This is a genomic window from Isoptericola sp. NPDC057653, assembly GCF_042799955.1.
In the GTDB taxonomy this organism is placed as follows: Bacteria; Actinomycetota; Actinomycetes; order Actinomycetales; family Cellulomonadaceae; genus Isoptericola.
Window position 1 is genome coordinate 213,397 of record NZ_JBHVHP010000003.1, and the last position, 13,680, is coordinate 227,076.

The 13,680-nt window shown below is 76.1% G+C and carries 14 protein-coding genes and 1 pseudogene; 1 reads left to right on the forward strand and 14 read right to left on the reverse strand.

Annotated elements, in window-relative coordinates:
- Window positions 1–18: 18 nt before the first annotated feature.
- The 11 genes from ACFU9A_RS17935 to ACFU9A_RS17985 all read right to left on the reverse strand — a co-directional run bounded on the left by ACFU9A_RS17935 (window position 19) and on the right by ACFU9A_RS17985 (window position 10,179).
- Window positions 19–354 carry an Lsr2 family protein gene (locus ACFU9A_RS17935; RefSeq protein ID WP_430576656.1) on the reverse strand — a complete coding sequence of 112 codons (336 nt, stop codon included), beginning with the start codon at window positions 352–354 and terminating at the stop codon, window positions 19–21.
- A gap of 104 nt (window positions 355–458) precedes the next feature.
- Window positions 459–650 carry a hypothetical protein gene (locus ACFU9A_RS17940; protein ID WP_430576657.1) on the reverse strand — a complete coding sequence of 64 codons (192 nt, stop codon included), beginning with the start codon at window positions 648–650 and terminating at the stop codon, window positions 459–461.
- A gap of 14 nt (window positions 651–664) precedes the next feature.
- Entirely contained in the window at window positions 665–2,203 is a 1,539-nt protein-coding gene (gene lysS, locus ACFU9A_RS17945) for a lysine--tRNA ligase (protein ID WP_430576658.1), read from the reverse strand.
- A 35-nt stretch (window positions 2,204–2,238) separates the two neighbouring features.
- On the reverse strand, window positions 2,239–3,159 hold the full coding sequence (nadC, locus tag ACFU9A_RS17950; protein WP_430576969.1) for a carboxylating nicotinate-nucleotide diphosphorylase: 921 nt from the start codon (window positions 3,157–3,159) through the stop codon (window positions 2,239–2,241).
- 121 nt (window positions 3,160–3,280) lie between these two features.
- Window positions 3,281–4,975 carry an L-aspartate oxidase gene (locus ACFU9A_RS17955; protein WP_430576659.1) on the reverse strand — a complete coding sequence of 565 codons (1,695 nt, stop codon included), beginning with the start codon at window positions 4,973–4,975 and terminating at the stop codon, window positions 3,281–3,283.
- 49 nt (window positions 4,976–5,024) lie between these two features.
- A complete protein-coding gene (gene panD / locus ACFU9A_RS17960; protein WP_430576970.1) occupies window positions 5,025–5,438 on the reverse strand; it encodes an aspartate 1-decarboxylase in 414 nt (137 codons plus the stop codon).
- A 34-nt stretch (window positions 5,439–5,472) separates the two neighbouring features.
- The gene (panC, locus tag ACFU9A_RS17965) at window positions 5,473–6,414 is read right to left on the reverse strand and encodes a pantoate--beta-alanine ligase (protein WP_430576660.1); all 942 of its coding nucleotides are present in this window, start codon (window positions 6,412–6,414) and stop codon (window positions 5,473–5,475) included.
- On the reverse strand, window positions 6,411–7,397 hold the full coding sequence (locus ACFU9A_RS17970; protein WP_430576661.1) for a Rossmann-like and DUF2520 domain-containing protein: 987 nt from the start codon (window positions 7,395–7,397) through the stop codon (window positions 6,411–6,413). Before ACFU9A_RS17970 ends, panC begins: the two co-directional genes overlap by 4 nt.
- On the reverse strand, window positions 7,394–9,052 hold the full coding sequence (locus ACFU9A_RS17975; protein WP_430576662.1) for a PH domain-containing protein: 1,659 nt from the start codon (window positions 9,050–9,052) through the stop codon (window positions 7,394–7,396). Before ACFU9A_RS17975 ends, ACFU9A_RS17970 begins: the two co-directional genes overlap by 4 nt.
- Window positions 9,049–9,573, reverse strand: coding sequence for a PH domain-containing protein (locus tag ACFU9A_RS17980; RefSeq protein WP_430576663.1), 525 nt, complete (start codon window positions 9,571–9,573; stop codon window positions 9,049–9,051). The genes ACFU9A_RS17975 and ACFU9A_RS17980 overlap by 4 nt, the downstream gene beginning before the upstream one ends.
- Before the next feature lie 117 nt (window positions 9,574–9,690).
- Window positions 9,691–10,179, reverse strand: coding sequence for a DUF3180 domain-containing protein (locus tag ACFU9A_RS17985; protein WP_430576664.1), 489 nt, complete (start codon window positions 10,177–10,179; stop codon window positions 9,691–9,693).
- A gap of 179 nt (window positions 10,180–10,358) precedes the next feature.
- Between ACFU9A_RS17985 and ACFU9A_RS17990 the strand changes: the two genes are divergently transcribed.
- Window positions 10,359–10,667, forward strand: a complete 309-nt coding sequence (locus ACFU9A_RS17990) for a pentapeptide repeat-containing protein (RefSeq protein WP_430576971.1) — start codon at window positions 10,359–10,361, stop codon at window positions 10,665–10,667.
- 479 nt (window positions 10,668–11,146) lie between these two features.
- On the opposite strand, the pseudogene folK reads toward ACFU9A_RS17990, so the two are convergent.
- The 3 genes and pseudogenes from folK to folE form a co-directional block, all read right to left on the reverse strand.
- Window positions 11,147–12,097 (reverse strand): annotated as a pseudogene (folK, locus tag ACFU9A_RS17995) (2-amino-4-hydroxy-6-hydroxymethyldihydropteridine diphosphokinase); the annotation flags it as partial.
- Entirely contained in the window at window positions 12,094–13,068 is a 975-nt protein-coding gene (folP, locus tag ACFU9A_RS18000; RefSeq protein WP_430576665.1) for a dihydropteroate synthase, read from the reverse strand. The gene folP and the pseudogene folK, both read right to left, overlap by 4 nt.
- Window positions 13,069–13,075: 7 nt before the next feature.
- Window positions 13,076–13,663: a GTP cyclohydrolase I FolE gene (gene folE / locus ACFU9A_RS18005; protein WP_430576972.1), complete on the reverse strand. Its 588-nt coding sequence runs from the start codon at window positions 13,661–13,663 to the stop codon at window positions 13,076–13,078.
- Between the last annotated feature and the right edge of the window lie 17 nt (window positions 13,664–13,680).

Genomic DNA, 13,680 nt, shown 5'->3' on the forward strand with positions numbered 1-13,680 from the left:
GCGCGTGCTGCGGCGAGGTCAGTGCGCGGCCTCGTAGGCGGCCATCACCGTGGCCGAGATGCGGCCCCGGTCGCTGACCTCGTGGCCGTTCTCGCGGGCCCACTCGCGGATCTTCGCGAGCTGCGCGCGGTCGGTGCCGGTGCGGCGGGCGGCGGCACGGGTGCCGCCCCCCAGGCGTGCCGTGGTCTTGCGGCCGTGCCCGATCCAGGTGGCGAACGCGTCGCGGAGCTCGGAGGCGTGCGCGGAGGTGAGGTCGATCTCGTAGGAGACGCCGTCGAGGGCGAACGTCACGGTCTCGTCCGCGTCGCTCCCGTCGATATCGTCGATCAGGACGATCTGCTGCTTCTGAACCACGTGAATGCCTTCCGGTCATGAAGAGATGACATCGTCGACAATGCCTTCTCCGTCACCGGAATGTCAATGCGAATCGCACGCGACCCGACAATGACATCAAGAATTCAGCGGGATTCCTGCTCGGCGGGGACGGCGGCGGCAGCAGCGGCAGCGGCCGCCTCTTCCGCGTCCATCTTCTCGAGGGCGAGCCGCTCGTTCCGGTCCGCGTGCAGAATCTTGCGCATCGCGAGCCAGAAGAGCAGGCCCACACCGACGGACGGGGCGAGCCCGCTCAAGATGGCGACAAAGGTGTCCATGGGATGACTTTCGTTCAGGCCGTCGGCTTGACGAGCGGGAAAAGGATGGTCTCGCGGATCCCGAGGCCGGTGAGCGCCATGAGGAGACGGTCGAGACCCATCCCCATCCCGCCCGACGGCGGCATCGCGTGCTCCATCGCGGTGAGGAAGTCCTCGTCGAGGGCCATCGCCTCGTCGTCTCCCGCCGCGGCGAGCAGCGCCTGGGCCTCGAAGCGCTGGCGCTGCACCACCGGGTCGACCAGCTCGGAGTAGCCCGTGGCCAGCTCGAACCCGCGCACGTACAGGTCCCACTTCTCCACCTGGCCGGGCACCGTGCGGTGCGCGCGCACCAGCGGCGACGTCTCCACCGGGAAGTCCCGGACGAAGGTCGGGGCGTGGAGCCCGTCGCCCACGTGGTGCTCCCACAGCTCCTCGACCAGCTTGCCGTGGTTGGCCTTCTTCGGGTCGACCGAGATCTCGACCTTCTCGGCCAGCTCCGTGAGGTGCTCCACCGTGGTCTCGGGAGTGATCTCCTCACCGATCGCCTCGGAGAGGGACCCGTACATCGTGATCTGCGCCCATTCGCCGCCGAGGTCGTACTCCTCACCGTCGGGAAGGGTCACGACCGTGGTGCCGAGAACGTCGAGCGCGGCGCGCTGCACGAGATCCTGCGTCAGGGCGCCGATGGTGTTGTAGTCGCCGTACGCCTCATAGGCCTCGAGCATCGCGAACTCGGGAGAGTGCGTGGAGTCCGCGCCCTCGTTCCGGAAATTCCGATTGATCTCGAAGACCTTCTCGACTCCGCCCACGACCGCGCGCTTGAGGAAGAGCTCCGGCGCGATCCGCAGGAACAGATCGATGTCATAGGCATTCATGTGCGTCATGAACGGACGCGCCGACGCCCCGGATGCGATGGTCTGCAGCATCGGGGTCTCGATCTCGAGAAAGCCCCGGCCGTGGAAGTTGTCGCGCAGCGAGCGCACGACGCCCGCGCGGGTGCGGACCATCTCGCGGGCCGCGGGGCGCGCGATGAGGTCGACGTACCGCTGGCGGACGCGGGCCTCCTCGGACAGGTCCTTGTGCAGCACAGGCAGCGGCCGCAGGGCCTTCGCCGCCAGCTGCCACGAGTCGGCGAACACGCTGAGCTCGCCGCGGCGCGACGAGCCCACGCGCCCGTGCACGAACAGGTGGTCGCCCAGGTCGACGTCGGACTTGAACGACGCCAGCGACTCCTCGCCGACCTCCTTGAGGCTGAGCATCGCCTGCAGGCGCCGCCCCTCGCCGTCCTGGAGCGTGACGAAGCACAGCTTGCCCGTGTTGCGCAGGAAGACGACGCGTCCGGCCACGCCGACGACGTCGTCCGTCTCCTGGCCCGCCTCGAGGTGCTCGTAGCCCTCGCGCACCGCAGCGATCGAGTGCGACACCGGCAGCCCGACGGGGTAGGGCTCGACGCCCTGCTCCAGCAGCCGGTCGCGCTTCTCCCGGCGCACGCGCATCTGCTCCGGGAGGTCGTCCGTGCCCGCGGCGGAGTCGTCGGCGGGCGCGGCGGAGGCGGGGTTCTGCGGGGAGGTCACCCGGAGATTCTACGAGCGATCGCCGGGTGCCGGGATCAGGGGCGGAGGTCGAGGGCGAGGTCGAGGATCGGCGCCGAGTGCGTGAGCCCGCCCACGGACAGGTAGTCGACGCCGGTCGACGCCACCTCGCGCGCGCGGTCGAGGGTCAGGTTGCCCGTGGCCTCGAGCTCCACGTGCGCCGGGACGCCGGCACGCCCCTGCCGCGCGCGGACCGCGGCCACGGTCTCGGCGAGCACGGGCGTCGGCATGTTGTCGAGCAGCAGGAAGTCCGCGCCGGCGTCCAGCGCCTCCAGCGCCTGGGCGGTGGTGTCCGCCTCGACCTGGACCAGCACGTCGGGGAACGCGCCCCGCACCGCGTCGATCGCGCCGCGCACGGAGCCGGCGGCCACCACGTGGTTGTCCTTGACCATCGCGACGTCGTACAGGCCCATCCGCTTGTTGGTGCCGCCGCCCGCGCGGACCGCGTACTTCTCCAGCGCGCGCAGGCCGGGCGTCGTCTTGCGGGTGTCGAGCACCTGCGCGCCCGTGCCCGCGAGCTCGCGCGACCACGCCGCCGTCGCCGTCGCGACGCCCGACGCGCGCGACGCGAGGTTGAGCAGCGTCCGCTCCGCGACGAGCAGCACCTGCACCGGGCCCGCGAGCGCCGCGAGCACCCGGCCGTGCTCGACGGCGTCGCCGTCCTGCGCGTGGAACGTCACGGTGGGGGCCGGCAGGCCCAGGCGGCCGGCGACCTGCGTCAGCACCTCCGCCACCACGACCAGCCCCGCGACCGTGCCCGCCGCCCGGGCGACGAGGTCCGCCGTCCCCGTGGCCGACGCCGGCACCGTGGCCTGCGTCGTGACGTCGCGACCGGGCGCCGCGCCGAGGTCCTCGTCCAGGGCCACCTCGACGACGCGGGCCACCCACGCCGCGTCCAGACCGGGCTCGACGGCGGAGGCCCGGTCGTGCACGGGCAGGCCGGCACCCTTCAGGTCGGCACCGTCCACGTCGGCGTGGTTCGGGTCGGGGCGGTTCAGGTCGGGGCGCAGGTCGGTCACGCGTCGCAACGCTACCCGCACCGTCTCGCCCGGTGCGGCGCTACCTCGCGGCGACGGGGGCCGCCTCGCGGAGGGCGCCGTCGTCGTCGAGGGCCAGGACGACCCGACGCTGCCAGGCCGGGTCCGGCGCGGGGAAGTCGGTGCGGAAGTGCCCGCCCCGGGACTCGGTGCGCACCCAGGCGGCGTGCACGAGGGCGCTGGCGACCTGGTGCACGGTGGTGGTCTCCCACTCGGCGACCTGGGGGTCGGCGACGACGCCGTCGGCGCGGTGCGCGTCGGTCCGGACGGCGTCGAGGAGGCCGGCGGCGCGCTCGAGCGACTCGGCGGACCGCACCGGGCCCGCCCCCTCGGAGGTCGCGCGCTGCACGCGCGAGCGGGCCGCGGCGGCCACGAGGGCCGACCCGCCGGGGCGCTCCTCGGGGTCCGGGGCCGAGCGCAGCTCGCCGTCCTCGACCCGCTGGGCGACGTCGCGGGCGGCGCGGTGCGCGAAGACCAGCCCCTCCAGCAGCGAGTTGGACGCGAGCCGGTTGGCGCCGTGCACGCCCGTGCACGCCACCTCGCCGACGGCGTACAGGCCGGGCACGGAGGTGCGGCCGCGCACGTCCGTCACGACGCCGCCCGAGTGGTAGTGCTGCGCGGGCGCGACGGGGACGGGCTCCTCGGTCCAGTCGATGCCCTGGGCCAGCAGCCGCGAGGTGATGGTCGGGAACCGGCGCCGGAGGAACCCGGCCCCGAGGTGCCGGGCATCCAGCAGCACGTGGTCGGCGTTCGTGGCCGCCATGCGCCGCACGATGGCGTGCGCGACGACGTCCCGCGGCGCCAGCTCGGCCAGCTCGTGCTCGCGGGGCATGAAGCGGTAGCCGTCGACGTCGAGCAGCAGCGCCCCCTCGCCGCGGACGGCCTCGCTGATGAGCGGCTGCTGGCCCTTGGCGCCGAGCCCCTGCCACAGCACGGTCGGGTGGAACTGCACGAACTCGAGGTCGCCCACCGTGGCGCCCGCGCGGAGCGCCGCGGCGATGCCGTCGCCCGTGGCGCCGGGCGGGTTGGTCGACGAGCGGAAGACCTGCCCGATGCCGCCCGTGGCCAGCACCACCACCGGCGCCAGCGCGGCGCCCACCCCGTCGCGGCTGCCCGCGCCGCGCACGTGCAGCGTGACGCCCGCGGCGGGCCGGCGGCCGTCGGGGCCGGGGGCGCCGGTGAGCACGTCGAGCACCAGCGCGTTCTCCAGCACCTCGATGCCGGGGTCGTCGCGCACGGCCTCGATCTGCGCCACGAGGGCGCGGGAGATCTCCGCGCCGGTGGCGTCGCCGCCCGCGTGCACGATCCGGTCGGCGCGGTGGCCGCCCTCCCGGGTGAGGGCGATCTCGCCGTCCGGGCCCACGTCGAACGACGTGCCGCGGGCCACGAGCTCGCGCACGCGGTCCGGGCCCTCGGTGACGAGCACCCGCACCGCCTCGGGGTCGCTCAGGCCGCCGCCGGCGGCGAGGGTGTCCGTGAGGTGGGCGTCGGGGGTGTCGTCGGGGTGCAGGGCCGCTGCGATGCCGCCCTGCGCCCACACCGTGGACCCGGAGGACAGCGCGCCCTTGGTGACCAGCAGCACGCGCGGCACGCGGGAGCGCAGCTCCAGCGCCGCCGTCAGGCCCGCGATGCCGGTGCCGACGACGACCGCGTCGGCGGTGATGGTCCAGCCGGGGGCCGGGGCGACGAGCGCGCGGGCCAGCCGCGGCCCGTTCACCGGGTCGTCACCGGGCCGTCGGGGCTGCGGTCGGGGGTCCGCGCCGCCGTCACCGGACGGCCGCGAAGGGCACGCCGCTGGACTCCAGCCCGAAGCCGTCCGGCACCTGGCCCGGGTCGTCGTCGAGCTCGACGACCCGGTTCTCCGGGTCGACGAAGACGACCGCCGGGGAGTAGGTCCGCGCGTCGGCGTCCGAGAGCATCCCGTACGCGATGACGATGACGGTGTCCCCCGGGTGCACGAGGTGCGCGGCCGCGCCGTTGATGCTGACCTGGCGGCCGCCGCGCTCGCCCGGGATGACGTACGTCGTGAGGCGGGCGCCGTTGGTGACGTCGACCACGTCGACCTGCTGGCCGGGGTACAGGTCCGCGGCGTCGAGCAGGTCGGCGTCGATCGTGATCGAGCCGACGTAGTGCAGGTCCGCCTGCGTCACGGTGGCGCGATGGATCTTGCCGATCATCATCGGCCGCTGCAGGGAGGCGGGGCGGTTCGCGTGCTCAGTCACTGGGGTTCTCCTGTGGACTCGCGCTGGTGGCGGGGCCGCCAGCGAGGTCCACGGCCTGGTTGTCGATCAGTCGGGTGGCGCCGACACGCGCCGCCACGAGGAGGAGGGCGGAGCCGCGGAAGTCCGCGAGCACCGGGTCCACGGTAGTCGGGTCGACGAGTGCCAGGTAATCCACCTCAACACCGGCCCCCGCCTCGAGGATTCCCGACGCCGCGGCGCGGACGGCCTCCGGGCCCTCGCCGGCCGCGTCCGCACCGGCCCGCAGCGCCCGGGACAGCGTCAGCGCGGCGGCCCGCTCGTCGTCGGACAGGTAGGCGTTGCGCGAGGACATCGCGAGACCGTCCGGGTCGCGCACGATCGGCACGCCGAGGACCTCGACGTCCACGTCCAGGTCCCGCACCATGCGGCGCACGGCCAGCAGCTGCTGGGCGTCCTTCTCCCCGAACAGGGCCACGTCGGGGCGCACCAGGTGCATGAGCTTCAGCACCACGGTGAGCACGCCGTCCAGGTGGCCGGGGCGCGACTCGCCCTCCAGCACCTCGCCGACGTGCCCGGCCGCGACGCGCACGATCGGGTCCCCGTCGGGGTAGACGACGTCCGGCGTGGGCGCGAACACCAGGTCCGCGCCCACGCTCGCCAGCTTCGCGAGGTCGCCGTCCAGGTCGCGCGGGTACCGGTCCAGGTCCTCGCCGGCGCCGAACTGCAGCGGGTTGACGAAGATCGTCACCACGACCTGCCCCGTCGGCCCGGCCGCCTCGCGCGCCTGCCGCACGAGCTGCAGGTGGCCGTCGTGGAGCGCGCCCATCGTCATGACGACGGCCCGCCGGTCCGTGGGCTCCGGCCCCGACAGGGTCCACGCGGTGAGGGCGTCGTGCAGCTCCGGCCGGGTGCGCACGACGGCGGGCGCCGCGGTGGTGGGGGTCTCTGCGCTCATCGTGGCTCCTCGGACGGGTCGTCGGGGTGGTGCGCCGCGGGCGGCGCGAGGGCGTCGAGCAGCTCGCGGGCCGCGCCGTCGCCGATGCGGTGGGCGGCGAGCGCGCGGCTCGTGGCGCCGCGGGCCAGCTCGGTGTACGACGCGGGGACGTCGGTGGCGCCGGTCCGCGCCGCCAGCTCCCGCAGCACGTCGAGGTGCGTGCGCACGGTGCCGACGTCGCCCCGCGACACGGGCCCGGTGAGCGCGGAGACCGCACCGGCGCCGTCGCGCACGTCCGCGGCGCGGGTCGCGCCGTCGAGCGCGGCCGACAGCAGCGGCGCCAGGGCGCGGCCGGGCTGCTCGACGCCGGCCGCCTCGAGCGCCTGCGCCGCCTGCGCGACGAGGACGACCAGGTGGTTCGCGCCGTGCGCGAGGGCCGCGTGGTACAGCCCTCGCGCCTCCTCCGCGACGATCACGGGCTCCCCGCCGACCTCGACGACGAGCGCCTGGCCGATCGGCTGGACCGCCGCCGGCGCCGTGACGGCGAACGTGCAGCCCTCCAGCCGGTGCAGGTCCAGCGAGGTCCCCGTGAACGTCATCGCGGGGTGCAGCGCCACCGGGATCGCGCCGGCGCGTCGGGCCGGGTCGAGCACGGCCGCGCCGTACCGGCCGGACGTGTGCACGACGAGCTGCCCGGGCTGCCAGGCGCCGAGCGCCGCGAGCCCGCCCACGACGTCCGCCAGCGCGTCGTCGGGCACCGCGAGCAGCACGAGCTCGGCGCGCTCCACGACCTCCTGGACCTCCAGGTGCGGCACGCCGGGCAGCAGCGTCGCGATCCGCTCGCGCGACTCCTCGCTGACGCCGCTCGCCCCGACGACGGTGTGACCCGCCGCCCGCAGGGCGCTGCCCAGCACGGCGCCGACGCGGCCGGCGCCCACGACGCCCACCCCCAGGCGGCCCGGCCGCGCCGACGGCGGGGTCGGGCGGTCGTCGGCGACGCTCACCGCGGGCCCTCCATCCAGCGCTCGGGACCCGCGTGGGCGCGGGCCTCCCGGGCGCGCACGGACTGCTCGTCGAGGAGGCGGGCGGCCTCGTCCTCGGCGAGGTGGTAGACGACCGGGCTGATGGGGCCGGGCGTGGAGTGCAGCGCGAACGACGCCAGGCGGCGCCGGCGCTGCCACGGCCCCTGCTCGAGCCCGAGGGACTGGGTGCGCTCGTGCGGCACCACCTCGAGGCGGCGCACGAACCGGCCGCCGCGCGCCAGGAGCGCGCGGCCCGTCACGGCGTACCCGTTGCGGCGCCAGCTCCACGGGTCGAGCAGCCGGGCCCGCTTCGGGCTGGTGACGAACCAGCGGTCGGTGCGGGCGTCGCCGGTGAGGGCCTCGTCGAGCAGGGCGAGCGTGTCGTCGGGGTCCGCGACCTGGAGGTCGGGCAGCACCAGCCAGAGCGCGGTGAGGGCCTCCTCGCGGGGGCCGACCGGCAGCAGCACGTGCTGCTGCTCCCCCTGCTGGCCCTCGCCGCCGCCGTAGCCGGCCACGTTGACCTTGACGCGCCACCAGTCCGGCCCGCGCCACAGCGGGCCCTGCGTGAGCGACACGGCCTGCACGCGGCCCGGCGGGATGGTCTGCGCGCGGGTCTCCAGCAGGCCGTGGCGCAGGCGGATCCCGTCGGGCGACAGCGCCGCGCGGAAGCCGAACTCCCCGGCGAAGCGCTGGAAGATGTACCCGCCGACGCCCAGGATGGCGGGCAGCGCCGAGAACAGGATGCTGACCTCGCGGGTCACGAACACCGCCACGCCCACGCCGACCAGCACGAGCACCGCGAACCACAGTCCGGGCATCCGCAGCAGCGACAGCAGCAGCCGCGTGGGCGGTACCTCGTAGACCTGACGCTCGGGCGCCTCCGGGGCGACGTCGTCCGCCTCCCCCTGGTCCGGCACCGGGTCGGGCACGGGCCCCGCCCCGGCGGGCCGCCCGTCGGCCAGGTCGGCGGGCGCGGCGACCGCGGCGGCGTCGTCCGGCGCGGGGCGCACCCCACCGGCCGGCGCGGCCGGCGCCCCGGCGCGGTGGGCGGCCTTGACGCCCGCGGCGCGGGCCAGCAGGTCCGCGCGCAGGTGCTGCGCGTCCGCCTCCTTGAGGAAGCCGATCGCCACGCCCGAGTCCGAGCCGCCGGCCACCTCGAGCCGCAGCTCGGCCAGTCCGAACAGGCGCGCGAGCAGCGGCTGGCGCACGTCGATCGCCTGCAGCCGGTCCAGCCGCGCGTGCCGCTGCTGCCGGAACAGGATGCCCTTGCGCAGGTGCACGACGTCGTCGTCCACCGCGTACGCCGTCATGCGCCAGGCGAGCGCGGCGTAGCCGAAGATGATCGCCGCCACCACGACGAGGCCGAGCAGCACCATCCACCACAGGCCGCGGATCTCGCCGGCGGCCTTGACCGCGTTGGCGACGTCGTCGAGGACCTGCTGGCCCGCGATGACGAGGATCGCGACGACGGCCGCCCAGCCGCGCACGAACGGCGTGACCGGGTGCACGCGGCGCCAGGTCAGGTCGTGGCGCGCGGACGGCGCGCCCGCGGCAGGGTCGGGGGCGGGTGCCGGGGCCGGGCCGGGCGTCGGACCCGAGGTCGGGCCCGGCGTCGCGCCGGGGGTCGGGGTGCTCACAGGCCCGCCAGCCTCGCCTCGCCCCGAGCGGTCAGCCGGTCGCGCAGCCGCTCCGCCTCGTCGGGCACCAGGCCCGGGATGTCGGCGTCGGTGCCGGCTGACGCGGTGTGCAGCTGCACCTTCGCGATCCCCAGCTTGCGGTCCAGCGGCCCGGCCTCCACGTCCACGTACTGCATGCGGCCGTAGGGCACGACGACGAGCGAGCGGAACATGATGCCCTTGCGGATGAGCAGGTCGTCGTCCCGCTCGGCGTACCCGATCGCGCGGACCTGCCGGGGCACGAGGAGCACCGCCCACAGCAGCAGCGCGGCCGGCACCCCGGCCAGCAGCCAGAACCACGGCGAGACGAGGACGGCCAGGACGACGCCCGCCACGAGGGGCACGCCCAGCGTCACCGAGATCGAGATGAGCCGCGCCGGGACCAGCCGCGGCGACACGCTCTGCCAGGCGACGTCCGGCGGGTCGAAGGGACCGGAGTGGCGCACGGCCGGGTGGTCCGCGCCCGCGGGGATGCTCGTCATGGCTCCATCCTTCCATCCACGCCGGGCCCGGCCACATCGTCCGTCCGGCTGGACCGTGACGCCCGCGGGTCCGACGGAGGTCGGACGGCCCCCCCTCCTCGCGGCGGGGTCCCGTCGTCAGGACGGGAGGGGGTCGGCGTGCTCCTCCGTGTCCCCGCCGTCGGCGTCGTCCGACGGCGGGAGCTGGCAGAACTTCTCCACGACGAGCCCGACCACGCAGAGCACGACCGCGCACGCGGCGGCGATCGCGGAGGCGATCGCCTGGTCCCGGCGCGCCTCGATGTGCAGCTGCCCGAGGACCACGAGCACGCTCGCGACGTACCGCCCGGCGAGCAGCGCGCCCGTCAGCGCCCCGGCCTTGGCCAGGACGAACGTGCGCGCGGCACGCAGCGGGTCGAGGTCCGGCCGGTCGCCCTTCTGGTACGCGCGCACGGCCCAGCCGGCCCAGAAGATGGCGCCGGCGAGCGCGAGCATCGCGACGTCCTCCACCCACGCGACGGTGGGCAGGTAGACGCCCCGCGACTCGAGCAGCCGCAGCAGCCCGGCGCCGCCCACCGCCACGACGGCGAAGACGGCCGCGAGCAGGCGGACCGAGGTGCGACGCATCTCAGCGGTCGTCCTCCCCGTACCGCTCCTGCGAGAGGGCCGGGCCGGGGTGCGCGTCCGGCAGCGGCGCGAACGGGTCCGGCAGCGCCGGCGGGTTGGCGGCGACACCCGGGGCAGGGGCCGGCGCCGGCGGCACCGGCTCGTGCCGTACCGGGCCCGGGGCGGCGGGCTGCGGCGTCGTGCGGTCCGGCACGAACTGCTCGGGCACGTACGCGACCGGCGCGAACGGTTCGGGTGCGAACGGCTCGGGGGCGAACGTCTCGGGGGCGGCCGCCTCCGGCGCGGCGGGCGGCGCGAACGACGACGCGACCGGCGGTGCGGGCGCCGCGGGCGCGGACGGGACGAGGCCCGACTGCACCGGCAGGTACGGCGCCGGGCCCGACGGCGCGGGCGGGGAGGGCACCGGCGCGTGCGGTCCGGCGTCGTGCCCGACCGGCGTGACGGCGGCGAACGGCCGCGGCGTGAGCGGCTGCGCCGGGTCGCCGTAGGCGTCGGGCCCGTAGGCGTCGTAGGCGTCGCGCGGGCCACCGTGCGGGTCGTCCCGCCGGGGCTCGGCGTGCGGCTCCGGCTCGACGACGGAGGGCGCCGCGTACGGCTCGGCGTAGGGCTCCGACGGCGGCTCCGCGACGGGCGCGCCGGGCTGCTCGGCGGCGTACGGCTCCACCCCGTGCTGCTCGCCGGGGTAGGCCTGCGCCGGGTACGCGCCGGAGGCCTGTTCCTGCGGCGCCGGCTCCGACTGCGGCACGGGCGAGGACGGTGCGGGGTCCGACCCGGCGGAGACCTGGCCGGTGCTCTGCGTGGGCCCGGTCAGCCAGTCGAGCGCGAGCCAGCGGATGCCGGCCCGGTCGGGGGCGGTCACCGCGAGCTGGCCGACGGGGCCACCGCCCGGGCCGCCGAGCAGCGCCTCGGGCGCGACCTCGGCCCACGGCACCAGCACGAACGCGCGCTCCTGGGCGCGCGGGTGCGGCAGCTCGAGGTCGGGCCCGTTCGCGACGAGCGACCCGTACTGGACGATGTCGACGTCGAGGGTGCGCGGGCCCCAGCGCTCCTCGCGGACGCGGCCGTGCTGCGCCTCCACCTGCTGGGTGCTGCGCAGCAGGTCCCGCGGCGAGAGCGTGGTCCGCACGACGAGGACGGCGTTGAGGTAGTCCGGCTGCTCCGGGCCGCCGACGGCGGCCGTGCGCGCCAGGGGCGAGACCTCCATGACCTGCACGCCGGGGAGCCGGTCGACGTCGGTCACCGCCTGGCGGAGGGTGACCTGCGCGTCGCCCAGGTTGGCGCCGAGGGCCAGCACGGCCTCGACGGGCTCGGCCGGGGTGGTGTCCAGCGGGTCCCCGGCGGGCGTCGGCGCGACCTCGGGCTCGGGGGCGGCGGCCGCCGCGACGGCGACGGGCGCCGCGACGGGCGCGGGCGTTGCCGGCTCGGGCTCCGGCGGCGCGTCGGCGAACGCCGCTGCCGGGAACGCCGGGGCGGCCTCGACGGGCTCGGCCGGCGTCGCGGCGGGCACCACGGGCGGGCGCGACCGGTCGCGGCGGACCACGATCGCGACGTCGTCGAACGGCACGGGGATGGGCGCCTGCGGCTTGTGCACGCGCACGTCCACGGCCTGCACGGCCGGGCGGGCGAGGACGACGGCGGCGATCCGCTCGGCGACGGTCTCCACGAGGTCCGCCGGGGACCCGGCGAGCACGTCGTGCACGTCCTGCGCGACGTCGGCGTAGCTCACCGTGCGCCCGAGGTCGTCCGACGACGCGGCCTCCCGGGTGTCCAGGTGCAGCACGACGTCGGCGCTGAAGACCTGCCCCTCGGCGCGCTCGTGCGCGAGGACGCCGTGGTGCCCGGTCGCCGTGACGCCGGCGAGGCGGATCTGGTCGAGCGGCTGTCCGTCCGGTCCGGGAACGGCTGCTGCGAAGGTCACGAGAGGCCCTCCTCATCGGCGGCGGTACGGGGCCCGCCCACGGCTTCGGTGCGGTGTGCCGGTGCGGTCATCCCGGCATCCTCCACGTCGAGGGACGCCGCCGTCCAGGCGTCCGCGACGCGGACCGCGTCCGCGCTGGCCCGGGCGGCGTGGACGCGCACGGCCCACGCGCCCGCGGCGGCGGACAGCGCGGAGACGGCGGCGGTGGCGTGGTCGCGCTCGAGCGGCGGCGCGGGCCGGTCGTCCGGCAGTCCGCGGGTCCCCTCGAGCAGGTGCCCCAGGAACCTCTTGCGCGAGGCGCCGACGAGCACCGGGCGCCCGAGCGAGTGCAGCGCGTCCAGGTGGGACAGGATCGGCCAGTTCAGGGCGCCGGCCTTCGAGAAGCCGAGGCCCGGGTCGAGCACCACCTGCTCGGCGGCGACGCCCACGGCGAGCAGGGCGTCCATGCGCTGCGCGAGCTCGTCGCGCACCTCGGCGACGACGTCGTCGTACACCTCGAGGCTGTCCATGACGTCCGCGTGGCCGCGCCAGTGCATCGCGACGTACGCGACGCCCGTGTCGGCCACGACGTGGCCCATCCGCGGGTCGGCGAGGCCGCCCGAGACGTCGTTGACGAGCCGCGCGCCCGCGGCGACCGCACGCTCGGCGACCGCGGACCGCGTCGTGTCGACCGACACCACGGCGCCGTGCGCCGCGAGCCGCTCGATCACCGGGAGCACGCGGCGCAGCTCCTCGGCCTCGTCCACGCGGGCGGAGCCCGGCCTGGTGGACTCTCCGCCGACGTCGAGGATCTCCGCGCCCTCGGCCAGCAGGTCGAGGCCGTGCTGCACGCCGGCGTCCGGCTCGAACCACTCGCCGCCGTCGGAGAACGAGTCGGGCGTGATGTTCACGACGCCCATGACGAGGCACCGACCGACCCCGGACAGCTCCGGGAGCCCCGCGACGAGCGCGTCGCGCGGGTGCACCGTCATCCGGGTGTCACCGCCCCGCGATGAGGCTCATGGCCTCGGCGCGCGTCGCCGGGTTCTGCATGATGCCGCGCACGGCCGACGTGACCGTGCGGGAGCCCGGCTTGCGCACGCCGCGCATCGACATGCACAGGTGCTCGCACTCCACGACGACCAGGACGCCGCGCGGCTCGAGGATGCGCACCATCGCGTCCGCGACCTGCGTCGTCAGGCGCTCCTGCACCTGCGGGCGCCGGGCGTAGACCTCGACGAGCCGCGCCAGCTTCGACAGGCCCGTGATCCGGCCGTCCGTGCTGGGGATGTAGCCCACGTGGGCGACGCCGTGGAACGGCACCAGGTGGTGCTCGCACGTCGAGTACACCTCGATGTCGCGCACCAGCACCATCTCCTCGTGACCGAGGTCGAAGGTGGTGGTCAGCACGTCCTCGGGCTCCTGGCGCAGGCCCGCGAAGATCTCCTGGTAGGCGCGCGCCACGCGGGCGGGCGTCTCCCGCAGGCCCTCGCGGTCCGGGTCCTCGCCGACCGCGAGCAGCAGCTCGCGGACGGCGGCCTCGGCCCGCACGGAGTCGTACGGGGGCACGTCCGCGGCCGCGCGCATGCCCAGGTCCGTCACCG

What these genes read in the sequence shown, in the direction of transcription:
- ACFU9A_RS17940 (WP_430576657.1), bottom strand. Translation starts at nt 650, where the DNA reads ATGGACACCTTTGTCGCCATCTTGAGCGGGCTCGCCCCGTCCGTCGGT.
- panD (WP_430576970.1), bottom strand. Translation starts at nt 5,438, where the DNA reads ATGATGATCGGCAAGATCCATCGCGCCACCGTGACGCAGGCGGACCTG.
- panC (WP_430576660.1), bottom strand. Translation starts at nt 6,414, where the DNA reads ATGAGCGCAGAGACCCCCACCACCGCGGCGCCCGCCGTCGTGCGCACC.
- ACFU9A_RS17980 (WP_430576663.1), bottom strand. Translation starts at nt 9,573, where the DNA reads ATGACGAGCATCCCCGCGGGCGCGGACCACCCGGCCGTGCGCCACTCC.
- ACFU9A_RS17985 (WP_430576664.1), bottom strand. Translation starts at nt 10,179, where the DNA reads ATGCGTCGCACCTCGGTCCGCCTGCTCGCGGCCGTCTTCGCCGTCGTG.
- folP (WP_430576665.1), bottom strand. Translation starts at nt 13,068, where the DNA reads ATGACGGTGCACCCGCGCGACGCGCTCGTCGCGGGGCTCCCGGAGCTG.
- folE (WP_430576972.1), bottom strand. Translation starts at nt 13,663, where the DNA reads ATGCGCGCGGCCGCGGACGTGCCCCCGTACGACTCCGTGCGGGCCGAG.